The sequence below is a fragment of the Microbacterium sp. TW_SC_2 genome, assembly GCF_055361165.1.
Genome location: NZ_CM143952.1, coordinates 1,361,011 through 1,387,244, shown reverse-complemented (window position 1 = coordinate 1,387,244; position 26,234 = coordinate 1,361,011). Strand labels below are relative to the sequence as shown.

Here is a 26,234-nt window from a genome sequence, read left to right as displayed (position 1 = left end):
CGGTACGCTCACCGTATGGGGTCTGACCATTACTTCACTGCGGCCCCGGCAAGCCCCGAGAACCTGCGTGCGATCCGTGTGTCGCTCGCCGGCCGCGAGCTGAGTCTCACCACCGCGGGTGGCGTCTTCAGCCCGGATCGCCTGGATGCCGGCACTGCAGTGCTCCTTGCGAACATGCCACCGGTCCCGCCGGGAGGCCATCTTCTCGACCTCGGCAGCGGGTGGGGCCCGATCAGTCTGTCGATGGCCCTCGCCGCACCCCATGCCACGGTGTGGGCCGTGGATGTGAACGAGCGAGCTCTCGACCTCGTCCGCCGCAACGCGGCATCCCTCGGCCTCACCAATGTCAACGCCGCGCTGCCCGACGATGTTCCCTCGGATGTCACCTTCCGGACGATCCGCTCGAACCCGCCCATCCGCGTCGGCAAGAACGAGCTGCACGGTCTGCTCGAGAAGTGGATCCCTCGCCTGGATGAACGCAGCGACGCCTGGCTGGTCGTGCAGCGCAACCTCGGTGCGGATTCTCTCCAGCGGTGGATCGGCGCGACATTCCACCCGGGCTTCAGCGTCTTCCGCACGACGACGGGCAAGGGCTACCGGGTCCTGAAGGTGCGCAAGCACGGCACGCCGCCGACGGAGCCGATCACGATCGCCTGACAGGCCCGAGCTCCCTCGCACGGGCGGTGGGCGCCTCCGTCAGAGGAGATCGACCTCGCCCTGGAAGACCAGCTGCGCCGGGCCGGACAGCGCGACATGCTCGCCGTCCTCCGCCGCGAACATCCGCACGCCGAGCGTTCCTCCGGGAACCTCGACACGCCAGTGGTCCGGGGCCTGCTCGCCGGCCCAGTAGCGCACCGCGAGGGCGGCGGCGGCGACTCCGGTGCCGCAGCTGAGCGTCTCGCCCACGCCTCGCTCGGACACCCGCATCCGCACGTGGCCGATGCCGTCTCGCACCAGCGGGTCACCCGGAACCACGAACTCGACGTTGGCACCCTCCGGCAGAGCAGGCTCGAGCTCCGGCTGCCGATGCAGTTCGAGCGATGCCAGCTCCACGTCGGATGCCAGAGCGACCACGACGTGCGGGTTGCCGACGTCGATGCCGAGGCCGGGGCGCGCCACCGTCAGACCGTCTGCCGTCACGAGCGGATCGGTGCCCACCAGCTTCCAGCGACCGAGATCCACCTGATACCCGGACTCGCTGCTCGTCACGTCTCGGACGCCGGCACGCGTGCCGATCGGCAGCGTGGATCCCGACTCGATGTTCGCGAGGCCCGAACGGACGAGGTAGTGCACGAAGACGCGGATGCCGTTGCCGCACATCTCGGCGATCGATCCGTCAGCGTTGCGGTAGTCCATGAACCATTCGGCCTCGGGCTCCTCGGCCAGACTCGTGGCCCCTTCGGCGATCGCACGCGAACGCACGACCCGCAGTACTCCATCAGCCCCGATACCGAAGTGCCGGTCGCAGAGAGCGGCGACCTGCTCGGCGCTGAGGTCGAGCTCACCGTCCGGGTCCGCGATGATGACGAAGTCGTTGCCGGTGCCGTGCCCCTTGGTGAATGCGACCATGTCCCCAGTCTAGGGATGTCTCTCAGCCGTCGACGACGAGGCGCTTCCCGGTCTGTGACACGGAGAACCGCTCATACCCGAGCGCATCGTAGAAGCCGAGCACCGCTTCATTGCCCTCCCGCACCATCAACTGCACTTTGGGACATCCCTGCGCGGCCAGGAGACGTTCGGCCTCCTCGACGAGCGCTCTGGCCACCCCTCTCCCTCGGTGAGTCTCCGCTGTGGCGAGGTAGTAAAGCCAGCCCCGATGCCCGTCGTACCCGGCCATCACCGAACCGATGATGAGGTCGTGCCCCGACCCGTCGAGGTCGGGATCGAGCGCCACCAGGAATGTCTCGGGCTGAACCGCCAGCTTGCGTTCGATGTCGAGACGCGGATCGTTCCAGGGACGGGTGAGGCCGGCCGCCTCCCAGAGCGCGATGACCGCGTCGGTGTCGGCCTGGTCGAAGGCCCGGACAGTCCATGGCACGGCAGTCATCCTCTCCTCTGCGTCCGCCCGGACAGGAACGTCCGGCGACGATCCATCATGCCCGAACGACGCGGTAGCGACCGCAGAGGAAACTGCGGTTGCGTGCGACCTCGATGAGCTCGAGGTCCACCGCGCGCGGCAGAAGCGGCGCACCCGCTCCGAGCGTGACCGGCGCGTATTGCACCCACAGCTCGTCGACGAGGCCCGCGTCGACGAACTGCCCGGCCAGCTCCCCGCCGCCCACGATCCACACGTCTCTGCTCCCCGCGGCATCGACCACATCTCGATGGACGGCTGCCACTTCCCCGCGGGCGAACCGGATGTCTGCCCCCGGCAGAACGGGCAGGTCACGATGCGTGAACACCCAGGTGGGCTGCGCATAAGCCCAGGGCTCATCACCCTGATGGGCCAGGAGCCACTCGTAGGTGGAGGCGCCCATCACCAGCGCGCCGATCTTCTCCTCGAAGGCCCCGTACGCCATGGGACCGTCCTGATCGATGTCCTGCGAGAGCAGCCAATCCAACGAGTGATCGGTCGTCGCGATGAAGCCGTCGAGGCTGGATGCGGTGTAGTAATGCGTCGCCATGCCGGCAAGCATTCCATCGACCACGGACATCCGCAGAGGAGCGGCGTCGCCTCAGCGCGCGAGCAGCGTCGCCGTGTCGACGGGAGGGCGGTGCCACTCGACGGCACCATAGCGTCGGAACCAGGACACCTGACGGCGAGCGTATCGCCGGGTCAGCGCCTGCGTCTCGGCGATCGCCTCGGCCTCGGTCAGCGTGCCCTCCAACTGTCCGAGCGCCTGCGCATACCCGATCGCCTTGCGAGCGGTCACACCACGCTCCAGGCCGTGCCGGCGCAGCTCCTCGACCTCGGCGATCAGGCCCGAGGCCCACATCCGCTCCACCCGGGCATCGAGACGCTCCACGAGAGGCGCGCGGTCGACCTCCACGCCGATCAGACGGGTGTCGGGTCGCCAGAGCTCCGGCGCTGACGGCAGGGCCGCGCCATGCGTCTCTCCCCCGGCCTCGAGCACTTCGAGCGCCCGGATCACCCGCCGGCTGTTGCGCGGATCGACGCGCGCGGCCGTCTCCGGATCGAGGGCGCGCAACCGGGAGACCAACGCGTCGACGCCCTTCTCATCCAGTTCGCTCTCCAGGCGGGCACGCAGCGCCGGGTCGCGCGGCGGGAATCGGAAGTCGAACACGACACTCGACACGTACAGTCCCGATCCACCGACGAGAATGGCATCGCCCCCGCGCCCGTGGATGGCGGATACCGCGGCGCGGGCCATCGGCTGATACCAGGCGACGGCCGCTTCCTCGGTGACCTCTCGCACGTCGAAGAGGTGGTGCGGAATCCCCCGGCGCTCGTCCGGCGCCAGTTTCGCCGTGCCGATGTCCATGCCGCGGTACAGCTGCATGGCATCGGCGTTCACGATCTCGGCGGGGTTCCCCCGCCCACGGAGCGACTCGGCGAGGTCGAGGGCGACCTCGCTCTTCCCCGTACCCGTGGCCCCGATGACCGCCCACAGGCGCGGCGCGACGGGAGAATCGATCCCGGAACCGCTCACACGCCGACGCGCAGCGTGGGGAGCCCGAGCGACACGGCGCGCGGCGCTCCGTCCGCCGCCGGAGCGGGTACCGCGCACGACTCGGACTGCGCGCGGTCCCAGGCGTCGCCGCCGCGCGTGCGACGGATCTGCAGCGGCTTGCCCTCGGGGTCGTCCGCGAGCAGGAAGAAGGGTGCCGCGTGCGTCACCGTCACGGTGACGATGTCTCCGGGACGCGGGATCGCCGAGCCGGGCGTCACCTCGAAGTGCACCAGGCGGTTGTCCTCGGCGCGTCCGGTGAGCCGGTGTGTCTCGGCGTCCTTCTTGCCCTCCCCCGTCGAGACGAGGACCTCGACCTGCCGGCCGATCTGCTTGTGGCTCTCCTCCAGCGAGATGCGCTCCTGCAGGGCGAGCAGACGGTTGTAGCGCTCCTGGACGACGGCCTTCGGCACTTGATCCGCCATCGTCGCGGCGGGTGTGCCCTCACGGATGGAGTACTGGAAGGTGAACGCACTGGAGAATCGTGCCTGCTCCACGACGCGCATGGTGTCTTCGAAATCCTCATCGGTCTCACCCGGGAAGCCGACGATGATGTCGGTCGTGATCGACGCGTTCGGCATCCGTTCACGGACTCGATCGAGAATGCCGAGGAACTTCTCGCTGCGGTACGACCGGCGCATCGCCTTCAGGATGCGATCGCTGCCCGACTGCAACGGCATGTGCAGCTGCGGCATGACATTCCGGGTCTCCGCCATCGCGTCGATGACGTCATCTGTGAAAGCGGCCGGGTGCGGGCTCGTGAAGCGCACGCGCTCCAGACCTTCCACCTCGCCGGCCGCGCGCAGCAGCTTGCTGAACGCCTGGCGATCGCCGAACTCCACACCGTACGAGTTGACGTTCTGGCCGAGCAGGGTCACCTCGAGAGCACCGTCTTCGACGAGCAGCCGGATCTCGTTGAGGATGTCTCCGGGGCGCCGGTCCTTCTCCTTGCCGCGCAGACTCGGAACGATGCAGAACGTACAGGTGTTGTTGCAGCCCACGGAGATCGAGACCCAGCCGCTGTGAGCGGCGTCGCGCTTGGTGGGGAGCGTCGACGGGAAAACCTCGAGCGATTCGAGGATCTCGAGCTCCGCCTCGCCGTTGTGGCGGGCGCGTTCGAGGAGACCGGGCAGAGAGCCCATGTTGTGGGTGCCGAAGACGACGTCGACCCAGGGAGCCTTGTCCAGCACGGCCTGCTTGTCCATCTGAGCGAGGCATCCGCCGACCGCGATCTGCATCCCGCTCTTGCGGCGCTTCACCGAGGCGAGCTGGCCGAGGGTGCCGTACAGCTTCCCTGCCGCGTTGTCCCGCACCGCACAGGTGTTGATGATGACGACATCGGCTTCATCGCCCAGGTCCGCGGGCACATACCCGGCGCTCTCCAGCGAGCCGGAGAGGCGCTCGGAATCGTGCACGTTCATCTGGCAGCCGAAGGTACGGACTTCATACGATCGGCGCTGCCCGTCGGCGTCGACGGATGCTGACGACGCGGAGATGATCGTCGGTTCGCTGCGAGGGATAGTCATGATGCTCCCATTCTACGAGCGCTTTCCGCCGACTCCTTCGATGCCGATCAGTCCGAGTCGACGAACCGCACACCCGACGAATGACCGCCGAACTTCTCCTCCGCCAGCGCGGTCTTCGCCGCCGTCATCGCGACGGATCCGCCATAGCCACGACGCGCAAGCTGCCCCATCAGACGCCGGAGTGCCGTGTCGGGATCGAGCCTGGCGAGCGAACGGGACTTCGATCGCGCGAACTCCAGCGCGCGTTCCGCGTCGTCATCGGGCAGCTCACCGAGCGCCGCGTCGACCACATCACGGGGAATCCCGCGCTGCGCCAGCGCTCGCGCCAACGCGACACGTCCCTGCCCCTTGCGATTCGCTCCGGAGTCCACGAGTTGCACAGCAAGCGTCGCATCGTCGAGGTAGCCGCGGCGCGTGAAATCGTCGATCACGTCATCGACCTGACCCGCCTCGAGGTGATGCCCGCGGAGCACCATCCGCGCTTCAGAGATCGAGAGGGAGCGCGCCCGAAGCTTGCGGACGAGGCTCTCCGACGCCGCTTCCTGCAGCTGCTGGGGGTCCGGCCCGTCATCCTTGTCGGATTCGTCGTCGGCAGCGTCGCGCAGCGCCCTCAGGCGAGGGGGCGTCTTCGCGGATGACGTCCCCCCACGAGCAGGGTGCCGTTCGCTCGGCGTCCCGCCATCCGGCGAGGAACGCACGGTCGCCCCCCGATCGAGGAGGGCGCCGAGCTGACTCGACGGTGTCTTATCGTCGACCTCATCCGCCGGGGAGCCGCCGCGCGGCCTGTGCGCCCCGAACAAGGGGATGACGGGGGCGAGTCCCTCTTCCGGACGCGACCCGCCCCCGCTCTCCTGTGACATGATCAGGCCGGACGACGCTCAGCGAGCTCGTCTGCCGCCGGAGCGGCGACCGCCGGCTGACCGATGCCGAGCTTCTGCTTGATCTGCGATTCGATCGCCAGGGCGATGTCGGGGTTGGTGAGCAGGAAGTTGCGAGCATTCTCCTTGCCCTGCCCGAGCTGATCACCGTCGTAGGTGTACCACGAACCCGACTTCTTCACGATGGCGTGCTCGACACCGAAGTCGATCAGACTGCCCTCGCGGGAGATGCCGACACCGTAGAGGATGTCGAACTCGGCCTGCTTGAAGGGCGGAGCCATCTTGTTCTTGACGACCTTGACGCGTGTGCGGTTTCCGACCGCGTCGGTGCCGTCCTTCAGCGTCTCGATGCGGCGGATGTCGAGGCGCACCGAAGCGTAGAACTTCAGCGCCTTGCCGCCGGCGGTGGTCTCGGGCGATCCGAAGAACACTCCGATCTTCTCGCGCAGCTGGTTGATGAAGATCATGGTCGTGTTGGTCTGGTTGAGCCCACCGGTGAGCTTTCGCAGCGCCTGCGACATCAGACGCGCCTGCAGACCGACGTGCGAGTCACCCATCTCACCCTCGATCTCGGCCCGCGGCACGAGAGCAGCCACGGAGTCGATGACGATGAGGTCGATGGCGCCGGAACGCACGAGCATGTCGGCGATCTCGAGCGCCTGCTCTCCCGTGTCGGGCTGGGAGACCAACAGCGCGTCGATGTCGACGCCGAGCTTCGCCGCGTAGTCGGGGTCGAGCGCGTGCTCTGCATCGATGAACGCGGCGATTCCGCCCGCGCGCTGTGCGTTTGCGATGGCATGCAGGGTGAGCGTCGTCTTACCGGAGGACTCCGGTCCGTAGATCTCCACGATTCGTCCGCGCGGCAGGCCTCCCACACCGAGCGCGACGTCGAGCGCGATGGAACCGGTGGGAATCACGGCGACGGGAGCACGGTCATCGCTGCCGAGCCGCATGACGGAGCCCTTGCCGAACTGACGGTCGATCTGGGCGAGTGCTGTCTCGAGGGACTTCTCGCGGTCTGCGGGTGATGGCATGATGTGTTTCCTTCTGCTCGCGTGATGCCGCCTGTAGGCTGCCGCGGCACTCCCGAGTGGGAGCAACTCTCCGGCAAGGCGTATGGCTCATCGGCCATGTCTTCACCGTACGAGGGGCCACCGACATCAGGTCGGCGAGTCCAGCGGACGGTGGAGAACGATGTCTCCGAACCACTTGTGCAGAACACTACGCCCGCTTCGAACACATCTTCGACGACACGCCGTTCTCGACCCATCATCTTCCGGTTGATTCGAACAAGCGGAAAGGTCAGCGGCGCCGAGGTTCCAGACGACCGGCACCGTGACGGCGGGGATCGGGGACATCCATCTCATCGCACAGCGAGAACCAGATCTCGCGAGGCGGGGTACCGTCGGCGAGGGCTTCGACCGCGGTGCGTCCGAGGGACGTCAGAACCAGGTCGTTCACGAGTGACGGAGCGCGCCCCTGGAACTCGTCCTCGACGGCGCGGAGGAACTCGCTACGACGCATAGGAGAAGGCGGCGGCGATCAGCGCAGGGAGAGCTCAGGCTCGACCGAAGCGACAAGGTCGTCCGGAACGACGTCCGGGAAGACCTGGATGCCTTCGAGCACCGAGATGCGGTCGCCGACTTCACGCATGATGATCGAGATAGGGACATCGAGCGCATCGGCGACGGAGGCGAGGATCTCGCTCGACGCTTCCTTCTGACCGCGCTCGACTTCGCTGAGGTATCCCAGAGCGACCGATGCCTTGCTGGCGACCTGACGAAGGGTGCGCCCCTTCTGCAGGCGGAAGTCCCTGAGCACATCGCCGATTTCCTGACGTACAAGAATCATCGGAACCTCCTCACCGTTCGTTTTGCCGGGGAGAACCCCGGCGAGATCGCCAGTCTAGTCCTCCTGGCTTTCACAGAATCTACCGTTTCACTCTGTGGTTTGAATGTGAACACATCACGAACAACGGCGTCGGCGGTTCAGCTATTCCCCAATGCCTCGAGCAACGCGGAAAGCACCGCGTCCACCGACGCGGCACGGATCTGTGCACGGTCGCCCACGAGGTGAAGCGGCACCGAGAAGCTGGTCACGGGAGTCGCCACCCCGACGTGCACGGTGCCCACCGGCTGCCCGTCGGGAGATGCGGGTCCCGCGATCCCCGTGGTGGAGATGCCCACCTCGGCGTCGCGTCCGTCGATCGCCACTGCTCGCCGCACACCCTCGGCCATCTGGACCGCGATCTCGGGATGGACAGGGCCTGTCTGCGCGAGCAGCGCGGCGTCGACTCCCAGCAGTGACACCTTGAGCGGAGTGGCATATGCCACCACGGCGCCACGCAACACCGACGAGGCACCTGCGACCGAGACCAGCTCAGCGCTGACAGCACCGCCCGTCAGAGACTCTGCGACGCCCAATGACCAGCCGCGCCGCTGCAACGCCTCGATGACGGCCGACGGCACGGACGACGTCATGACGTCCGACGCGAGCCGCGCACCTGAGCCACGATGTAGTCGATCCCGCTCGCGATCGTGAGCACGAGGACGATGACCATGAGCACGGTCGTCGTCGTCTTCCACGCCCCGAGTCCGAAGACCTGGTGCAGCGGCAGCAGTGCCCAGCCGAGGGCGACGGCCTGCACGGCGGTCTTGAGCTTTCCCATCCACGCGGCCGCGACGACATGTTCTTTCGCCACCACGAGGCGATGGACGGTGATCCCCCACTCGCGCACGAGGATGAGGATCACGATCCACCAGGGGACCTCTCCGAGGATCGCGAGACCGATGAATCCGGACCCGGTCAGGAGCTTGTCGGCGATCGGGTCCCAGAGCTTCCCGAAGTCGCTCACGATGTCGTATCGCCGGGCGAGGTAGCCGTCGACCCAGTCCGTGGAGATCGCGATGATGAAGAGGATGCCCGCCGCCCAGCGGATGCCGGGGTCCGGGATCCCGAACGTGCCCCCCAGGAGGAGCAGCACGAAGAAGACGACGGCGAGGGGGATGCGGACGATCGTGATCGCGTTGGGAAGCTGCCGCGGAATGCCCATCAGTCGCGCCCCGTCAGGCCCCAGGCGTCTTCGTCGCCCTCGGCCTCCACCACGGGAAGTCCCTCGAACTGCGCCTCGGTCGGGTCCGTGAAGGCCGGAGCCGCGGACGCGGACGTCACCGACGGTGTCGCCGGGGCTGCCGGGGTCTCCTCTCCGCGCAGCCTCGCCATCACCTGCGGGAGCTGCTCGGCGGTCGCGAGGACGTCGCGCGCCTTCGACCCCTCGGAGGGGCCGACGATCTCGCGGGACTCCAGGAGGTCCATCAGCCGGCCGGCCTTCGCGAAGCCGACACGAAGCTTCCGCTGGAGCATCGACGTCGAGCCGAACTGCGACGACACGATGAGCTCGGCGGCTGCGAGCAGGAGCTCGAGATCGTCTCCGATGTCCTCGTCGACGTCCTTCTTGCGGGCCTCTGTCGACTCCTGCACATCGGCTCGGTACTCCGGCCGCGCCTGCCTGGTGACGTGCTTGACGACGGCGTCGATCTCCTTCTCGTCGACCCAGGCACCCTGGAGACGGAACGGCTTCGACGAACCCATCGGAGAGAACAGCGCATCGCCCTGGCCGATCAGTTTGTCGGCGCCCGGACTGTCGAGGATCACGCGGCTGTCGGTGACGCTCGTGACGGCGAAGGCCAGCCGTGAGGGCACGTTGGCCTTGATCAGGCCGGTGACGACGTCGACGCTGGGTCGCTGAGTGGCCAGCACGAGGTGGATGCCGGATGCACGGGCGAGCTGGGTGATGCGCACGATCGAGTCCTCGACGTCGCGCGGTGCCACCATCATCAGGTCGGCGAGCTCGTCGACCACGACCAGGAGGTAGGGGTAAGGCTTGAGGACGCGCTCGCTCCCGACCGGAAGCACGACCTCACCTGCTCGCACCGCTCGATTGAAGTCGTCGATGTGTCGGAACCCGAACGACGCGAGGTCGTCGTACCGCATGTCCATCTCCTTCACGACCCACTGAAGCGCCTCGGCGGCCTTCTTCGGGTTCGTGATGATCGGAGTGATCAGGTGCGGCACGCCGGCATAGCTCGTGAGCTCGACCCGCTTCGGATCGATCAGCACCATGCGCACATCGGCCGGGCGCGCGCGCATCAGCAGGCTCGTGATCATGGAGTTGACGAAGCTGGACTTACCGGAACCGGTCGAACCGGCCACGAGCAGGTGGGGCATCTTCGCCAGGTTCGCGATGACGATGTTCCCGCCGACGTCCTTGCCGACGCCGATCGTCATCGGGTGGGTGCTCTTCTGCGCCGCCGGGGAGCGCAGCACGTCGCCGAGCGCGACCATCTCCTTGTCGGCGTTCGGGATCTCGATCCCGATCGCGCTCTTGCCGGGGATGGGCGAGAGGATGCGGACGTCGTTCGAGGCGACGGCGTACGCGAAGTTGTTGCTCAGTTGCAGGATCTTCTCGACCTTGACGCCGTGACCGACCTCGACCTCGTATTGCGTGACCGTCGGGCCGCGGGAGAAGCCGGTCACCTTCGCGTCGACCTTGAACTGGGAGAGGACGCTGGTGATCTGTTCGATCACCTTGTCGGTCGCCTCGGACCGCACCACGGGCGGCGGGCCCTCCACCAGAAGTCCCGGAGAGGGAAGGATGTACGGAGTCACAGGAGCCTGCGGCCCGCGCTCCCCCGGTCCTTCGGTGCCGAAACCGTCGAGTCCGGGGAGCTCGGGCATCTCGCCCGTGTCGGACTCGTCGTCGAGCAGAGCGGTGCTCTGCTGTTCCGCCAGCGAGTCCGTGACCGAGCGGACGTCGGAGAGCACCTCGGTGGCGGCGTCGTACGGGTTCTCGACCACCACCGCCTGGTCGTAGGCCGGAGTCGGCTCATTGGTGGAGAGCAGCGCGGTGATGTCATCCGAGCCCAGAGTGCCCTCGTCGGGGTCTTCCTCGCGTCCGGTCTTGTTGCGCCGCCACCAGGGCAGCACGTCGGGGTCGTCCACCTTGTCGGCCTCGTCGACCGCGGTGGAGTCCTTCGCCGACTTCTCGACGCGCTCGGCGTCGAACATCCAGGCGTAGAGATCGCCCAGACGAGCACCGATGCGGTTCGGCGGCGTCTTGGTGAGAATCAGCACGGCGAGCACGGCGAGCAGCGAGAGCACGATGTAGGCGACGACGGGGGTGAGGAACGCCAGCGGCTCGCCGAGCATCCATCCGAACAGTCCGCCTGCCTCGCTGAGGGCCAACATCCCCTCTCTCGGCTGAGCGCGAGTGAGCGCGCCCGTGCTGTCGGGAACGCCCGCCGCCACATGGCAGAAGCCCGCCAGGGAGAGGATGAACAGGCCGAAACCGATGCCGATCCGTCCGTTGTCGTGCACGGATGAGGGGTGGCGGAACAACCAGCCGGCCAAGAGGAGGAGCAGCACCGGCATGACGAAGGCCACGCGTCCGACGAGCGCTCCGACCGAGTACGCGCTGATGTTCGCCGCGACCTCGTTGCCGATGAAGAACCATTCGTTCACCGCTCCGAGGATCGCGAGCAGGACGAGCAGGAACGGGAAGCCGTCCCGACGGTCGTCCTTCTGCAGGTTCTCCGGACCGAACGCGCGGAAGAGGCCGCCGACGCCGTGCGCCACTCCGCCCCACGCGCGGACCGCCACCGGAGGCTTGTCGGCCTGATCGATGTACTTCTTCGGCGCCGGCTGTGCCTTCGGAGCGGCCTGCCTCTTCGGGCGAGCCGGTGCGCTCTCAGACGCGCGCGCGGATTTCGTGGTGCTCCTGGCCATGCCCTCACGTTACGGCCCTGGGCCGACATTCGCCCGCAATGACGCGGCTTTGCGGTGATCTCCGGAGGGGATCTCAGCGCGTTCGGCGCACCATGGTGTCTCGCAGCGGACCCTCCTCCGAGATGACGAACCCCTCGGAACGATAGAGGTTCCGCGCGAAGTTGTCCTTCTCCACGCTCAGGCAGATCCGCGCATGCCCCTGCGCGCCCGCGAGCTGCACGAGTTCGCGCAGAAGCGACCTCCCGACACCTCTGGCGCGCCACAACGGATGCACACCGATGATGAGCTCGGGCACCGCCACCCCGACGTAACCGAATCCGGGGCGGTCCTGAGGCAGCATCCGATACCACGCGGCGCCGATGGACTCACCATCCACGGCCATCGCGATCAGTCCGTCGTCCGCCGCCTGCTTCCAGCCGGCGAGGTAGCGCCGATGCTCGGCCGAGGTCAGGACCTCGTGCCGCGGCCGGGCTCCGCCGGCACGCCAGTTGGCGGCCTCGACGATCATGTCGCCCAGGAACACGCCGTCGGCCTGCGACGCGCGTCGGGTGGAGAATCCCATGGACATGACGCGAGCATAGGACCCGGGTGTTACGTCCGGATGACGGACGCCCGAGAGTGCTTCCGCCCGTTCCGGCCGCTCGGCCTCAGGCCTCGATGACGAGCGGCACGATCATCGGACGGCGGCGGAGCTTCTGGTTGACCCATCGACCGATCGTGCGGCGGATGACCTGAGACAGCGCGTGAGTGTCGCGCACGCCGTTGCCCGCAGCCTCCTTCAGCGCCGCGACGATCTTCGGCGTCACGTCGTCGAACACCGCATCGTCCTCGGCGACGCCGCGCGCGTGGATCTCCGGCCCGGAGATGATGCGGCCGGTCGCAGCATCCACCACGACGATGACCGAGATGAAGCCCTCTTCCGCGAGGATCCGACGATCCTTGAGATCGGCATCCGTGATCGCACCGACTGTGGAGCCATCGACGTACACGAAGCCCAGGTCGAGCTGCCCGGCCACTCGAGCGGTGCCGTCCTTGAGATCGATCACCGTGCCGTTTGAGGCGATGATCGTGCGCTCGGCCGGGATGCCGGTGTCCTGAGCGAGCTTCGCGTTCGCGATCAGGTGGCGGTACTCGCCGTGCACGGGCAGCACGTTCTTGGGCTTGAGGATGTTGTAGCAGTAGATGAGCTCCCCTGCCGCCGCGTGGCCCGACACGTGCACCTTGGCGTTGGCCTTGTGAACCACGTTCGCACCGAGCTTCGTGAGGCCGTCGATGACGCGGTACACCGCGTTCTCGTTTCCGGGGATCAGGCTCGACGCGAGGATGACGGTGTCGCCCTCGCTGACCTCGATCGCGTGGTCGAGGTTCGCCATCCGGCTGAGCACGGCCATCGGCTCACCCTGCGACCCCGTGGACATGTAGACGATCTGGTCGTCCGGCAGATCGCGCGCCTTGCGGTAGTCGATGAGCACTCCGGACGGCACCTTGAGATAGCCCAGCTGCTCGGCGATCGTCATGTTGCGGACCATGCTGCGGCCGAGGAAGGCCACGCGACGACCGTTCGCGTATGCCGCGTCGATCACCTGCTGCACGCGGTGCACGTGGCTCGAGAAGCTCGCCACGATCACCCGGCGCGGAGCCTTGGCGATGACCTGGTCGAGGACCGGCCCGATCGAGCGCTCGGTGGGCGTGAACCCGGGGACATCGGCATTGGTCGAGTCGACCAGGAAGAGGTCGACCCCCTCCTCGCCGAGTCGCGCGAAGGCGCGCAGATCCGTGATGCGTCCGTCGAGCGGCAGCTGATCCATCTTGAAGTCGCCGGTCGCGAGGACCATGCCCGCGGGCGTGCGGATCGCGACGGCGAGGGCATCCGGGATGGAGTGGTTGACGGCGACGAACTCGAGGTCGAACGGGCCGACGCGCTCCTCCTGTCCCTCCTTGACGGTGAGGGTGAAGGCCTTGATGCGGTGTTCCTTGAGCTTCGCCTCGACGAGCGCCAGGGTCAGCCCCGAGCCGATCAGGGGGATGTCGCTCTTGAGACGCAGCAGATACGGCACGGCGCCGATGTGGTCCTCGTGACCGTGCGTGAGCACGACGCCGACGATGTCGTCGAGGCGGTCACGGATCGGCTCGAAGTCGGGAAGGATCAGATCGACACCGGGCTGGTGCTCTTCCGGGAAGAGCACGCCGCAGTCGACGATCAGGATCTTGCCGTCGTACTCGAAGATGGTCATGTTCCGACCGATCTCGCCGAGACCGCCGAGCGGTGTGACGCGCAGGGTCCCTTCGTCGAGAACTGCGGGATCTGCGATGGGGATGGACATGGTGTCTCCTCAGTCGGACGCAGTGCGCGTCCGTTCGTTCATGGGGACGCGACTCAGCGCGTCGTGCCGTGCACCTTCGGCAGGGCGCCGCCCGCAGCCGCATTGCGGTCAGGGCGGAAGTTCGAGAAGTCGGCTCCGGCGACACCGGCGACGAGGTCGAGCTCGTCTTCGATGAGCGCAGCCTCCCATTCCTCCGGGCCGACCAGGGGCAGACGGACGCGCGGGCTCGAGATGCGGCCGAGACCGTGCAGGATGTACTTCGCCGCGACGGTGCCGGGCACGTGAGTCATCACGGCTCGCACGAGCGGCTCGAGGCGCTTGTGCTCCGCGGTCGCGGTGGCCAGGTCTCCGGCATTCACGGCGTCGATGATCGTACGGTACGGAGCCGCCGCCACATTGGCGGTGACACCGATCAGCCCGGTCGCCCCGATCGCGAGGTGGGGCAGCGCATTGGCGTCGTCGCCCGAGAAGTACATCAGGTCGGTCTGGTTGAGCACGCGGCTGACCTCGGAGAAGTCGCCCTTGGCGTCCTTGACCGCGAGGATGTTGGGGTGCTTCGCCAGCCGGAGGATCGTCTCGTACTTGATGGGCACGCCGGTGCGGCCGGGGATGTCGTAGAGGATCACCGGGAGATCCGTGGCGTCGGCGACGAGACGGAAGTGGGTGAGGATGCCCGCCTGCGTGGGCTTGTTGTAGTACGGGGTGACGATCATGATGCCGTCGGCCCCGGCCCGTTCGCTCGCCTTGTAGAGCTCGATCGCGTGCGCGGTCTCATTCGAGCCGCCGCCCGTGATGATCTTCGCGCGTCCCGCTGCGACGGACTTGCCGACCTCGACGAGCTTCAGCTTCTCCGGGTCGGTCAGCGTCGAGGTCTCACCGGTCGTTCCCGTCACCACGATGCCATCGGCGCCTGCGGTGATCACATCGTCGATGTGCTTCTCGACGGCGGGCCAATCGACTTCGCCGTCGGCCGTCATCGGAGTGACGAGCGCGACGAGAACCTGTCCGAAGGGGTTGCCCGAGTGCGTCATGGCTCCAGCGTATCGCCTCGGATGCCGCTCTCGCGTCGATGCTCGCCCACGCGGGGAGCGAGCGCCACCGCCCGCGACGGCGGGCGATCGGGCACCGCCGCGGCGGCCGTCCCGTCAGACGCGTCCGCGCCGCGCGATGCGTGAGGTGACCGCGCTCGGCAGCAGACCTGCCACCAGGACGATCGCCTTGTACCGGAGAGAGGGAATCGACACCGCCCTTCCGAGCGCAGCATCCCGCAGACCTTCGCGCACGACATCCCGCGCATTCAGCCACATCACGCCGGGAACGCCCTCCTCGCCGACCGGGAGACCCATGCGCTCGTGGAAGCTGGTGTGGGTGAACCCGGGACACAGAGCGGTCACGCTGACTCCGTCGCGCGCGTACTCGGCGTTCGCCCAGCGGCTGAATCCGATCAGCCAGGCCTTGCAGGCGGAGTACGTCGAGCGCGAGATGAAGCCGGCGACCGAGGCCACGTTGATGATGCGACCCCCGCGTCCGCGCATGACCTGCAGTGCCGCGTGCATCAGACGCATCGATGCCTCCACGTGCACGCGGAGATGGCGCACCTCGTCGTCGATGTCGTTGTCGGCGAAGGTCAGGGGCAGGCCGAAACCCGCGTTGTTGATCAGCAGATCGATCGGATCGGCGCGGTCGCTCAGCCGCTCGGCCACGCGCGCGACCCCGGCGTCGTCGGCGAGATCGGCGACGAGTACCTCGACCGCGACGCCGAACGAGCCGCGCAACTCGGCAGCGACGTCGTCGAGCGCCTCGCGCGTGCGCGCCACCAGCACGAGGTCGGCTCCGCGGCGGGCGAGTTGGCGCGCGAACTCCGCGCCGAGTCCGGCGCTCGCACCCGTGATCAGTGCGTTCGGCATCAGCGCTCGTATCCCAGGAATCGGTAGCGCACACCGGAGCGCGAGGTCTGCCACTCCCCCTCGTCGACCAGGCGCCACCCCGTCTTGGCCGGCGCGTAGGTGTCTCCCGCGACATCGAGATCGAGCTCCGTGACCTCCAGCCTGTCGGCATCGCCGATGATCTGGCGGAAGATCTCCGCGCCGCCGATGATCCAGACACGGTCCTGCCCGCGAACGGCTTCCGCCACAGTGGCGGCCCGCCGCGCGCCCTCAGCAGCCCAGTCCTGCTGACGGGTGACGACGATGTTCTCGCGGCCGGCGAGCGGACGGAACCGCTCGGGCAACGAGTCCCAGGTCTTGCGACCCATGACCACGGGCGCGCCCAGAGTGACCTCCTTGAAGTGCGCGAGGTCCTCGGGCACGTGCCAGGGCATCCCGCCCTCGGCCCCGATGACCCCGCCCTTCGCCTCGGCCCAGATCAGGCCGACCATGATCGGCACCGCGGGTGACGCGGTCATACCGCCACCGCCGCCCGGATCGCCGGGTGGTGCTGGTAACCCTCGATCACGAAGTCCTCGTACCGGTAGTCGAGGATCGACTCGGGCGTCCGCGCGAATGAGAGCGCGGGCGCCGGGTACGCATCGCGCGTCAGCTGCTCGCGCACCTGCTCGAGGTGGTTGTCATAGATGTGGCAGTCGCCACCGGTCCACACGAAGTCGCCGGGCTCGAGACCCACCTGCTGCGCGACCATCAGCGTCAACAGTGCGTACGACGCGATGTTGAAGGGGACGCCGAGGAAGAGGTCGGCGCTGCGCTGGTACAGCTGGCAGGAGAGTCTGCCGTCGGCGACGTAGAACTGGAACAGCGCGTGACACGGAGCGAGAGCCATGTCGGGGATGTCGGCCGGGTTCCAGGCGGACACGATGAGCCGGCGCGAATCGGGCGTGTGCCGGATCTGCTCGATGACATCGGAGAGCTGATCGATGCTGTCCCCGTCGGGCGTCGGCCACGAACGCCACTGCACGCCGTAGACGGGGCCCAGGTCTCCGGAGTCATCCGCCCACTCGTCCCAGATGGTGACGCCGTTCTCCTGCAGCCAGCGCACGTTCGAGTCGCCGCGGAGGAACCAGAGCAGCTCGTACGCGATGGACTTGAAGTGCACGCGCTTTGTCGTGATCAGCGGGAACCCCTCGGCGAGGTCGAAACGGATCTGTCGGCCGAACACACTCGTGGTGCCGGTGCCCGTGCGATCGGACTTCCGGGTGCCGTTCTGCAGCACGTCTCGGAGGAGGTCTTCGTACGGCGTCGGGACGGCTGCGCTCATGACTGCCACGATACCTCCCTCACGAGTGCGACGGGCTGAGGACGTCCCGACCGGCTGCACGTCGTCACGATCCGAAACATCGGCCCCCGTCCCGCTCCCGGCCGCGTAATCTCGACGCATGTCACCTGTTCTCGCACTGGCGATCGCGGCTGCGCTCCTCGCGCTCGCCACGGCGATCGGCCTGGTGCTGCGCCGCCGCGACGGGCGCCGGCGCGAGGGGGGAACCCAGCGCTTCGACCCCCAGGATGTCGACTCCGCGCCTCTCGGCAGCCGTGCGACGCTCGTGCAGTTCAGCACCGAGATGTGCACCCGGTGCCCGCAGGTGCGGCGACTGCTCCGCGAGTACACGGAGGAGCGTGACGGGGTGCACCACCTCGAGGTGGACCTGACGCACCGGCCCGAGCTGTCGCAGCGCTACCGGGTGCTCCAGACTCCGACGACCTTCCTCGTCGACCCCGACGGTGCCGTCCTCGCCCGATTCCACGGCGTCCCCCAGCGGGACGCCCTGACCCACGCCCTCGCCGCCGTCTGAGGCGCGGAGACCGGAGCCGATCATGAGCACCCTCACAGGAATCGACCCCCGTGGTCCTCGGTTCGCGGCGACCATCACCGCCGTGCTGCTGCTGGCGGCGACCTTCCTGGCGTTGATCGGGATCTCGACCTCACGCAGCCCGGCCACGTTCGGCTGGTTCGCGTATCAGCCGCTGGCCGACGCACGATTCCCCGCGGGAAGCGACTGGGCGATCGGTCTCGCTCCCCTGGGCCAGCGGGTCCTCGATCCGGGGTTCCTCCTCACCGCGATCATCGCGCTGCTCTTCCTGTGGAGCGTGGTCTCGCCGCGCACGGCACCCTGGGGCGTGCTGTTCCGGCGCTTCGTCCGGCCGCGGCTCTCACCACCCGTCGAGCTCGAGGATCCGCGACCTCCCCGGTTCTCTCAGGGCGTCGGGCTCGTCGTCGTGAGCGTCGGACTGATCCTTCATCTCGTCGGAGTCCCGTGGGCTCTGCCGATCGCCACCGCAGCAGCGTTCCTCGCCGCGTTCCTGAACGCGGCGTTCTCGTACTGCCTCGGTTGCCAGATGTACCTCCTCCTGCAGCGTGCAGGGCTCGTCGGGCGGACCGTCTCCGCCACCTGACGGCGGTATCACTCGTTCCGCACGATCGCTAGGCTGGCGACGACGCGCACTGCGCACCGAGCAGAGCGCGAGAACCGGAGGAATCATGCCCGTCACCAGCGAAGCGACCACGACCTGGACCGGATCCCTCGCGGAGGGCTCGGGCACCGTCGCTTTCTCGTCGTCGAATCTCGGCACCTTCCCGATCGACTGGAAGGCGCGCAGCGAGGGCAGCGACACCACCACCACACCGGAAGAACTGATCGCCGCCGCGCACGCCTCCTGCTTCAGCATGGCCCTGTCGCATGCCCTGAGCGAGAACGGCACTCCGCCCGAGCGTGTGAACACCAGCGCATCGGTGACCTTCAAGCCCGGCGTCGGCATCACCGGCAGCCACCTGAACGTCAACGCCGTGGTTCCGGGGCTCTCTCCCGAGGCTTTCCAGGACCTCGCGAACGAGGCCAAGACCGGGTGCCCCGTCTCTCAGGCTCTCGCAGGCATCGAGATCACCCTCGAGGCGACGCTGGCCTGAACCGGCCGGCTCAGGAGCGCGAGAGGCGGATCGCCTCACGGATGCTGGCTCGGGCATCCTTACGACGGCCCGCAGCGTCCTGCACGACCCCGAGACGGAACCGCGCCCGCCAATCGGTCGGCGCCGCTTCGGCCTCCGCGACATAGCGCGCGACCATCGGATCGGCGTCCTCACGGGCCAGACGTCCGCTCGGGGTCAGCTCCGTCTCCGCCTCCGGCATCCCCCCCTCGGCATCGAGCGTCTTGCCCAGACGGTCAGCAGCGAAGCCGAACTGCATCTCGCGGATGAGCGCCCAGGCACCGACGAGAGGCATCACCAGCAGGGCGACCCCGATCGCGATCGCGATGGGCTCCCCCGTCGTCAGCATCAGCACGGCCCGCTGACCGACGACCACGATGTACAGCGCCAGGCACACGGCCATGACACCGACGCCGATCCGCGGGATCATGCCCCGAGACCGATGTCGATCATGTTCTCCAGGCCGACGACGACCCCCGTCGCGTGCACCGCGAACGGCACGGCGAGGCGGATTCCCGGGGCGTACGCGAGCGCCGGATCGATCGTGTCATGCGTGAAGGTCAGCGACTCGCCCGGTCCGGCGAGGATGACCTCCTGCTTGGCGATCACCCCGGGGCGACGTAGCGAGTGGATCGGCACGCTGCCGACCTGCTGTCCGCGGGCGCGCTGGTCCGCGTGGGGCGCGCTCACGGGGCCCTGCTCCGCGCGGGCCGCGGCCAGCAACTCCGCGGTGCGCACCGCGGTGCCACTGGGCGAATCGATCTTGGTCTCGCGATGAGCTTCGACGATCTCGGCGGATCCGAAGAAGGGCGCGGCAGCAGCAGCCAGGGCGGAGCCGAGAACGGAGCCGAGCGAGAAGTTCGGGATGAAGACCACGCCCGTCCCGGCGGCGTTGACGAGAGGACGCACCAGAGAGATACGCTCCGCCGACCACCCGGAGGTCGCGACGAGCACGTTGATGCCGTGCTCGACGGCGGTTCGCACCACATCGATGCTCACTTGCGGGGTCGAGGCGTCGACGACCAGATCCGCACCCGCGAGTTCCGAGAGGTCGCTGCGCGAGGAGAGCACGCGGCCCACCTCGAACCCGTCGAGCTCGTCGATCACCCCGTGGATGATCTGGCCGAGCTTTCCGGTTCCGCCGACGAGGGCTACCTGGGTGGTCATGGAGCCAGTCTAGAGAGCGCGAGCACGCCTCTGCCGCGGACGCGCGGAGGGCCGGGCGTCAGACCGGCAGCGGGTCGGGGATTCCCGTGCGCATCTCGAACGGGAGGTGCCCGGTGTCGTTGTGGGTCAGCAGAGTCCACGGCCGACCCTGCTTCTGCGCGATGACCGTCAGCCCGCAGTGCGCCTGATTGAGGGTCATCCATCGCCATTCCGGGGCGCCGAGCACTTCGCGGACGAACCAGGAGATCACGAAGTTGTGGGTGATGAGCACCTCGTGCACGTCGCCGTTCTTGCGGACGAGGAACTCGTTCACGGCGTCGTACATCTGCGCACCGCCGGCCTCGATCTCGGCGTCGGTGATCGAGCCGAAGAAGGGCTCGTACGCGGACGGCGTGTCGTCCGTCATGCCGGTGGGGACGCAGTCGAAGAGCAACGCGGTCGGCTGGGGGTCGACGGACGGGAGACGCGCGGAGATCGCCCTCGCCGTCTCGTTCGCCCGCAGCAGCGGCGAATGCCACACACGGTCGAGGGGAAGGCCGGACAGCCGATCGGCGATCAGCTCGGCCTGGCGCTGCCCCCGAGGCGAGAGGGGTCCGTCGGCGAGACCGTACTCGGCATCCTGATGCTCACCATGCCTGACCAGATATATGTAGTGCGTCACAACCCGCTCGCTTCATCGCCGACCTCTGCCCGGCGTCTCTTCCACCCTATGTCACGGGTCGGACGGTGCTCAGTTCCCTGCCCGGGTGAGCTCGGTCACCTGCGCGCGCGACAGCAGGACTCCCGCACCCTGCATGAGCTCGTCGACGTGGTCGGTCGCGAACGTGTTCACGATCGGTGCCGCGATGGTGCGCTGCGCGAGGAGCCAGGCGATCGAGACCGCCGCCACCGGAACCGACAGCTCCTCGGCGACCTGATCGAGCGCCCGCAGGATCTTGATGCCACGGCGATTCAGGTGTCCGCGCAGCTGCTCGCCGCGCACACCCTGCGACGTCGCCGCCTTCCGACGATGAGCCCCCGACAGGAAGCCGTGTTCGAGCGCGTGCGACGGGGTCACGGCCAGATTCTGCGCACCGGCGACCAGACGAAGATCGCCCTCGAACGGCTGACGACGGAGCAGATTGTACGGCGTGTCGATGACCTCGATGCGCGGGTATCCGGCCGAAGCGAGGATACGGGCCTCGACGAGGCGTTCCGGAGCGAAGCCGAAGGCGCCGATGGCACCCACCTTGCCGGCATCCCGCAACCACTCCACCGTCGCGAGCGTGTCCTCGAGGTTGGTCGTGCTGTCGAGTGTCGCGTCGAGGTGGAGCACGTCGACGCGTTCGACGCCCAGGCGAGTGAGGGATCCCTCCACCGCGCGCACCAGGTTCACCGAGCCGAGCCCGGGGTTGTCGGCATGCGATCCGATGCGCACGCTCAACAGGGCGTTGTCGCGCAACCCGCGGGACCGCAGCCACTGACCGATGATGTGCTCACTGCGGCCGCCGGAGAAGCCGTCGGCCGTGTGCACGGCGTTACCGCCGAACTCCACGTAGCGATCGAGGATCGCGTGGCTGGTCTCGAGGTCGATGTTCCACCCGAACTCGGCGGCACCGAGCATCAGCGGGAAGGTCTCGAATCCGGTCTCGCCCAGGGGGACTCGGATCGACTCCCCTATTCCGGGGCCGACGATCGGGATGGGCGCGGACGGATGCTCCGCGGCCGTCGTCTGGGCGCGATCCTCCGCTGCTCCTGCGCCTACGCCGAACAACCGCATACCCTCACCCCCGCGTCGATCGATGCTCACCGATCTGCGTACCTGCTGATCCTGCACCCCCCGGTGCGTACTTCGAGGGTAAGCGAGATCCGCGGTCGCGCCGGCCAATCCGGGGAACGGCGCGGGAACTTCCCGTAACGGTTTGATCACATCGGATACGACAGAACCCGGGGCCTCCTCTCGGAGACCCCGGGTTCTGATCGTGAGGGGATTACTCGGCTGCGGCCTCGTCGACCGGTGCGGCATCCGCTGCGGGAGCCTCATCGATGACGGGCTCGAGCGAGAGCTTGCCGCGGTCGTCGATCTTCGTGATCTTCACGAGGATCTTCTGGCCGACCGAGAGGACGTCGTCGACGTTCTCGACGCGCTTGCCACCGGCGAGCTTGCGCACCTCGGTGACGTGCAGCAGTCCGTCCTTGCCCGGCAGCAGCGAGACGAACGCACCGAAGGTGGCGATCTTCACGACGGTGCCGAGGAACTGCTCCCCGACCTCGGGGTTGGTCGGGTTGGCGATCGCGTTGACCTGGGCACGAGCGGCCTCGGCCGAAGGACCATCGGTCGCACCGATGTAGACGGTGCCGTCCTCCTCGATGGAGATCTGCGCGCCCGTCTCATCCTGGATCGCGTTGATCGTCTTGCCCTTCGGGCCGATCAGCTCGCCGATCTTGTCGACCGGGATCTGCACGCTGATGACGCGCGGCGCGGTCGGCGCCATCTCGTCAGGAGCGTCGATCGCGGAGTTCAGGACGTTGAGGATCGTGAGACGCGCATCGCGGGCCTGCGTGAGCGCACCGGCGAGAACCGACGTCGGGATGCCGTCGAGCTTCGTGTCGAGCTGGATGGCGGTGATGAACTCACTCGTACCCGCGACCTTGAAGTCCATGTCGCCGAGAGCGTCTTCCGCACCCAGGATGTCGGTCAGCGCCGCGTAGCGGGTCTCGCCGTCGACCTCGTCCGACACCAGGCCCATGGCGATGCCGGCGACGGGAGCGCGCAGCGGCACACCCGCGTTCAGCAGCGACAGGGTCGATGCGCAGACGGAGCCCATCGACGTGGAGCCGTTGGAGCTCAGCGCCTCGGACACCTGACGGATCGCGTACGGGAACTCCTCGCGGCTCGGCAGCACCGGCACGAGTGCGCGCTCGGCGAGGAAGCCGTGCCCGATTTCGCGACGCTTCGGCGAACCGACACGGCCGGTCTCACCGGTCGAGTACGGCGGGAAGTTGTAGTGGTGCATGTAACGCTTGCTCGTGACGGGAGACAGCGAATCGATCTGCTGCTCCATCTTGAGCATGTTCAGCGTGGTGACACCCAGGATCTGGGTCTCGCCGCGCTGGAAGATGGCGGAACCGTGCACGCGCGGGATGACCTGCACCTCGGCGTCGAGCGGACGGATGTCCGCCAGTCCACGACCGTCGATGCGCACGCTGTCCTTGAGGATGCGACCGCGGACGATCTTCTTCGTCACGGACTTGTACGCCGCAGAGAACTCGAGCGGAGCCGCGGCCGGGAGCGAGCCCGACTCGGTGGCCTCGATGAGCTGAGCCTTGACGCGATCCTTGATCGCGTCGTCGGCGTTCTGACGCTCGGTCTTGTCGGCGATCTGGTAGACGCCCACCAGGTCGTCGTAGGAACGCTCCGCGACGAAGTCGTAGACCTCGCTGCTGTACGCGGGGAAGACCGGGTAAACGCCCGGCTCCTTCGACGCGGTGGCGGCGAGTTCGGCCTGCGCCTTCACCAGCTGGGCGATGAACGGCTTCGAGGCCTCGAGGCCCTGTGCGACGACGTCCTCATTCGGCTTCGTGGCGCCGGCCTTGATCAGGTTCCAGCTGCCCTCGGTGGCCTCGGCCTCGACCATCATGATCGCGACGTCTTCGGTTCCGTCGGACTTGGTGACGACACGACCGGCGACGATCAGGTCGAACACGGCCTCGGAGACCTGCTCCGCGGTCGGGAAGGCGACCCACTGGTCGGCCTGCTCGCCGTTGCCGGGGATGAGCGCGAGACGCACACCGGCGACCGGACCGGAGAACGGCAGACCGGAGATCTGCGTCGACGCGGAAGCGGCGTTGATGGCGAGAGCATCGTAGAACTCGCCGGGAGCGATCGAGAGGACCGAGATGACGATCTGGACCTCGTTGCGCAGACCGCCGACGAACGACGGCCGCAGCGGACGGTCGATCAGACGGCAGACGAGGATCGCCTCGGTGGAGGGACGACCCTCACGACGGAAGAACGAGCCGGGGATCTTGCCTGCGGCGTAGGAGCGCTCCTCGACATCGACCGTCAGCGGGAAGAAGTCGAAGCCCTCGCGCGGGTGCTTGCCTGCGCTGGTGGCCGAGAGGAGCATGGTCTCGCCGTCGAGGTACGCGGCGACTGCGCCCTGAGCCTGCTGCGCGAGGCGGCCGGTCTCGAAGCGGATGGTGCGGGTGCCGAAGCGGCCGTTGTCGAGAACGGCCTCGGTGGCGGTGATTTCAGGACCTTCCAAGAGGTCTCTCCTTCTTTGTTTAGACTCGCGAATCCGTGTGACGCGCGAGCGCATTCATGAAGGAGCGGATGCAGCCGATACGGGCGCGCGGGCATTCCCGCGAATCTCACCTACGCTGGCCACCAGTGGAATGCCACCCGGCGCCGAACGCCGAGGAACCCACCACAGGGGACCAGCTCTCTGCCGATCGCTCCATGATTCGATGTGAAATTGGATCGGTTGACGCAATGCAACCCCGTCCACACTACCAGCGCGGCCCGAAAATCCCCTGATCCGCCTGCTTCCCGCGATTCCGACATCGGGCAGCCACGCACTGTTCACATCCGCGTTGCTTCGCGGCACGCGGGGTCGGCTCTGCTGTGAACATGCGCATGTCAGTGATCGGTTGCGGGTACCTCGGTGCCGTGCACGCCGCAGCCATGGCCTCGATCGGACACGACGTGGTGGGGATCGACGTCGACGAAGGCAAGGTGGCCAGCCTCTCGGAGGGCACCGCGCCCTTCTTCGAGCCTCAGCTCTCGCAGCTGCTCCGGTCGGGTCTGGCCTCCGATCGACTTCGCTTCAGCACGCACATGGAGGATGCCCGTGGTGCTCGCGTGCACTTCGTCGCTGTGGGCACACCGCAGATCTCCGGGGGCCACGCCGCCGACCTGCGTTTCGTGGACGCCGCCATCGACGCCTTGCTCCCCCACCTGGGGCCAGGGGATGTCGTGGCCGGGAAGTCGACGGTCCCTGTGGGGACGGCGGCACGCCTGTCCGAACGGGTGGCGGAGAGCGGGGCGACGCTCGTCTGGAACCCCGAGTTCCTGCGAGAGGGGTGGGCCGTGCACGACACGCTCACGCCGGATCGCATCGTGGTCGGCGTGCCCGACGGGGCGCAGGGAGCAGAGGCGTCGTCGGTGCTGGCCGAGGTCTACGCGCCCGCTGTGGACGGAGGGACGCCGTACCTCGTGACGGACCTCGCGACGGCCGAGCTGGTCAAGGGCGCCGCGAACGCCTTCCTGGCCACGAAGATCTCTTTCATCAACGCGATGGCGGAGATCGCCGACGCATCCGGGGCCGACGTCGCCCTCCTCGCCGACGCTCTGGGATACGACACCCGCATCGGTCGTCGTTATCTGGGTTCGGGGATCGGCTTCGGCGGCGGATGCCTCCCGAAGGACATCCGCTCCTTCACGGCTCGGGCGGAAGAACTCGGGCGGGGCGAAGCCGTCGGCTTCCTCCGAGAGGTCGACAAGATCAACCTCCGTCGGCGCGACCACGCAGTGCAGTTGGTGATCGACGCCCTCGGCGGGACGGTCTTCGGCCGGCGCATCGCTGTGCTGGGAGCCGCCTTCAAACCGTTCAGCGACGATATCCGCGACTCCCCCGCTCTCGAGGTCGCCGTGCGCCTGCGAGGGCTCGGCGCGGACGTGGTGGTGACCGATCCCGCCGCGATCACGAATGCGGCGGCCCTGCACCCTCAGCTCGAATACTCCCGTGATCGCGATGAAGCACTCCGTGAGGCCGATGCCGTGCTCGTGGTCACGGAGTGGGACGAGTACCGACGCGATCTGACGCCATCGCATGCCGCCGGGCTCGTACGGCGCCAGATCGTGATCGACGGGCGAAATTGCCTGGACCCCGAGGCGTGGCGCGCTGCCGGGTGGGACTATCGCGGAATGGGGCGCCGCTGAGCGCCGCGGAACGGGTGGTGTGGGTGCCGGGGAACGGGTGCGGCTGGGCACGCAGAGGGACGGTTCGGCTGGGCACGCAGAGGGGCCGCTCGACGCTTTTCGGGCCGGGTCGGTTGGAGTATCAGAATACT

The 26,234-nt window shown here is 67.8% G+C and carries 28 protein-coding genes; 5 read left to right on the top strand and 23 right to left on the bottom strand.

What is annotated here, in order from left to right:
- Positions 1–15: 15 nt before the first annotated feature.
- Complete coding sequence (locus ACWA14_RS06450) at positions 16–657, top strand: class I SAM-dependent methyltransferase (protein WP_463796913.1); 642 nt, start codon at positions 16–18, stop codon at positions 655–657.
- 39 nt (positions 658–696) lie between these two features.
- On the opposite strand, the gene dapF is transcribed toward ACWA14_RS06450, so the two are convergent.
- The 18 genes from dapF to ACWA14_RS06360 all read right to left on the bottom strand — a co-directional run bounded on the left by dapF (position 697) and on the right by ACWA14_RS06360 (position 17,351).
- Positions 697–1,569 (bottom strand): diaminopimelate epimerase, encoded by an 873-nt coding sequence (gene dapF / locus ACWA14_RS06445; protein WP_463796911.1) that lies wholly within the window; start codon positions 1,567–1,569, stop codon positions 697–699.
- Positions 1,570–1,591: 22 nt separating this feature from the next.
- Positions 1,592–2,047 carry a GNAT family acetyltransferase gene (locus ACWA14_RS06440; protein ID WP_463796909.1) on the bottom strand — a complete coding sequence of 152 codons (456 nt, stop codon included), beginning with the start codon at positions 2,045–2,047 and terminating at the stop codon, positions 1,592–1,594.
- A gap of 46 nt (positions 2,048–2,093) precedes the next feature.
- Entirely contained in the window at positions 2,094–2,624 is a 531-nt protein-coding gene (locus tag ACWA14_RS06435; RefSeq protein WP_463796907.1) for a dihydrofolate reductase family protein, read from the bottom strand.
- 51 nt (positions 2,625–2,675) lie between these two features.
- Positions 2,676–3,611, bottom strand: a complete 936-nt coding sequence (gene miaA, locus ACWA14_RS06430) for a tRNA (adenosine(37)-N6)-dimethylallyltransferase MiaA (RefSeq protein ID WP_463796905.1) — start codon at positions 3,609–3,611, stop codon at positions 2,676–2,678.
- Positions 3,608–5,155: a tRNA (N6-isopentenyl adenosine(37)-C2)-methylthiotransferase MiaB gene (gene miaB, locus ACWA14_RS06425; RefSeq protein ID WP_463796903.1), complete on the bottom strand. Its 1,548-nt coding sequence runs from the start codon at positions 5,153–5,155 to the stop codon at positions 3,608–3,610. The genes miaA and miaB overlap by 4 nt, the downstream gene beginning before the upstream one ends.
- A 47-nt stretch (positions 5,156–5,202) precedes the next feature.
- A complete protein-coding gene (locus ACWA14_RS06420) occupies positions 5,203–5,853 on the bottom strand; it encodes a regulatory protein RecX (protein WP_463796901.1) in 651 nt (216 codons plus the stop codon).
- 164 nt (positions 5,854–6,017) lie between these two features.
- Entirely contained in the window at positions 6,018–7,067 is a 1,050-nt protein-coding gene (recA, locus tag ACWA14_RS06415; protein ID WP_463796899.1) for a recombinase RecA, read from the bottom strand.
- A 268-nt stretch (positions 7,068–7,335) separates the two neighbouring features.
- On the bottom strand, positions 7,336–7,557 hold the full coding sequence (locus ACWA14_RS06410; protein ID WP_463796898.1) for a DUF3046 domain-containing protein: 222 nt from the start codon (positions 7,555–7,557) through the stop codon (positions 7,336–7,338).
- A gap of 18 nt (positions 7,558–7,575) precedes the next feature.
- Positions 7,576–7,884 carry a helix-turn-helix domain-containing protein gene (locus ACWA14_RS06405; protein WP_056308102.1) on the bottom strand — a complete coding sequence of 103 codons (309 nt, stop codon included), beginning with the start codon at positions 7,882–7,884 and terminating at the stop codon, positions 7,576–7,578.
- Between the two features lie 137 nt (positions 7,885–8,021).
- Positions 8,022–8,513, bottom strand: a complete 492-nt coding sequence (locus ACWA14_RS06400) for a CinA family protein (protein WP_463796896.1) — start codon at positions 8,511–8,513, stop codon at positions 8,022–8,024.
- On the bottom strand, positions 8,510–9,085 hold the full coding sequence (gene pgsA / locus ACWA14_RS06395) for a CDP-diacylglycerol--glycerol-3-phosphate 3-phosphatidyltransferase (protein WP_463796894.1): 576 nt from the start codon (positions 9,083–9,085) through the stop codon (positions 8,510–8,512). Before pgsA ends, ACWA14_RS06400 begins: the two co-directional genes overlap by 4 nt.
- Positions 9,085–11,817, bottom strand: coding sequence for a DNA translocase FtsK (locus ACWA14_RS06390; protein WP_463796892.1), 2,733 nt, complete (start codon positions 11,815–11,817; stop codon positions 9,085–9,087). The genes pgsA and ACWA14_RS06390 overlap by 1 nt, the downstream gene beginning before the upstream one ends.
- A 73-nt stretch (positions 11,818–11,890) precedes the next feature.
- Complete coding sequence (locus ACWA14_RS06385) at positions 11,891–12,385, bottom strand: N-acetyltransferase family protein (RefSeq protein WP_463796890.1); 495 nt, start codon at positions 12,383–12,385, stop codon at positions 11,891–11,893.
- Between the two features lie 79 nt (positions 12,386–12,464).
- The gene (locus ACWA14_RS06380; protein ID WP_463796888.1) at positions 12,465–14,141 is read right to left on the bottom strand and encodes a ribonuclease J; all 1,677 of its coding nucleotides are present in this window, start codon (positions 14,139–14,141) and stop codon (positions 12,465–12,467) included.
- Between the two features lie 53 nt (positions 14,142–14,194).
- Positions 14,195–15,172 (bottom strand): 4-hydroxy-tetrahydrodipicolinate synthase, encoded by a 978-nt coding sequence (gene dapA, locus ACWA14_RS06375; protein ID WP_463796886.1) that lies wholly within the window; start codon positions 15,170–15,172, stop codon positions 14,195–14,197.
- Positions 15,173–15,286: 114 nt separating this feature from the next.
- Positions 15,287–16,048, bottom strand: coding sequence for an SDR family NAD(P)-dependent oxidoreductase (locus ACWA14_RS06370; RefSeq protein ID WP_463796884.1), 762 nt, complete (start codon positions 16,046–16,048; stop codon positions 15,287–15,289).
- Positions 16,048–16,545 carry a dihydrofolate reductase gene (locus tag ACWA14_RS06365; protein WP_463796882.1) on the bottom strand — a complete coding sequence of 166 codons (498 nt, stop codon included), beginning with the start codon at positions 16,543–16,545 and terminating at the stop codon, positions 16,048–16,050. The genes ACWA14_RS06370 and ACWA14_RS06365 overlap by 1 nt, the downstream gene beginning before the upstream one ends.
- Entirely contained in the window at positions 16,542–17,351 is an 810-nt protein-coding gene (locus ACWA14_RS06360) for a thymidylate synthase (protein ID WP_463796880.1), read from the bottom strand. Before ACWA14_RS06360 ends, ACWA14_RS06365 begins: the two co-directional genes overlap by 4 nt.
- A 118-nt stretch (positions 17,352–17,469) precedes the next feature.
- Between ACWA14_RS06360 and ACWA14_RS06355 the strand changes: the two genes are divergently transcribed.
- From ACWA14_RS06355 to ACWA14_RS06345, 3 genes are all read left to right on the top strand, one after another.
- Positions 17,470–17,883, top strand: coding sequence for a thioredoxin family protein (locus ACWA14_RS06355; RefSeq protein WP_463796878.1), 414 nt, complete (start codon positions 17,470–17,472; stop codon positions 17,881–17,883).
- A 22-nt stretch (positions 17,884–17,905) separates the two neighbouring features.
- Entirely contained in the window at positions 17,906–18,484 is a 579-nt protein-coding gene (locus ACWA14_RS06350; protein WP_463796875.1) for a DUF4395 family protein, read from the top strand.
- Between the two features lie 85 nt (positions 18,485–18,569).
- A complete protein-coding gene (locus ACWA14_RS06345; protein ID WP_463796873.1) occupies positions 18,570–18,995 on the top strand; it encodes an OsmC family peroxiredoxin in 426 nt (141 codons plus the stop codon).
- Between the two features lie 10 nt (positions 18,996–19,005).
- On the opposite strand, the gene ACWA14_RS06340 is transcribed toward ACWA14_RS06345, so the two are convergent.
- The 5 genes from ACWA14_RS06340 to ACWA14_RS06320 form a co-directional block, all read right to left on the bottom strand.
- Entirely contained in the window at positions 19,006–19,443 is a 438-nt protein-coding gene (locus ACWA14_RS06340; RefSeq protein WP_463796870.1) for a hypothetical protein, read from the bottom strand.
- Positions 19,440–20,180, bottom strand: coding sequence for a 4-hydroxy-tetrahydrodipicolinate reductase (dapB, locus tag ACWA14_RS06335; protein ID WP_463796868.1), 741 nt, complete (start codon positions 20,178–20,180; stop codon positions 19,440–19,442). Before dapB ends, ACWA14_RS06340 begins: the two co-directional genes overlap by 4 nt.
- A gap of 58 nt (positions 20,181–20,238) precedes the next feature.
- Complete coding sequence (locus ACWA14_RS06330) at positions 20,239–20,841, bottom strand: histidine phosphatase family protein (protein WP_463796866.1); 603 nt, start codon at positions 20,839–20,841, stop codon at positions 20,239–20,241.
- Positions 20,842–20,910: 69 nt separating this feature from the next.
- On the bottom strand, positions 20,911–21,939 hold the full coding sequence (locus ACWA14_RS06325; protein ID WP_463796864.1) for an aldo/keto reductase: 1,029 nt from the start codon (positions 21,937–21,939) through the stop codon (positions 20,911–20,913).
- 211 nt (positions 21,940–22,150) lie between these two features.
- Positions 22,151–24,427 carry a polyribonucleotide nucleotidyltransferase gene (locus tag ACWA14_RS06320; protein ID WP_463796862.1) on the bottom strand — a complete coding sequence of 759 codons (2,277 nt, stop codon included), beginning with the start codon at positions 24,425–24,427 and terminating at the stop codon, positions 22,151–22,153.
- Between the two features lie 365 nt (positions 24,428–24,792).
- On the opposite strand from ACWA14_RS06320, the gene ACWA14_RS06315 reads away from it, so the two are divergent.
- On the top strand, positions 24,793–26,103 hold the full coding sequence (locus ACWA14_RS06315) for a UDP-glucose dehydrogenase family protein (protein WP_463796860.1): 1,311 nt from the start codon (positions 24,793–24,795) through the stop codon (positions 26,101–26,103).
- The last annotated feature ends 131 nt before the right edge of the window (positions 26,104–26,234 follow it).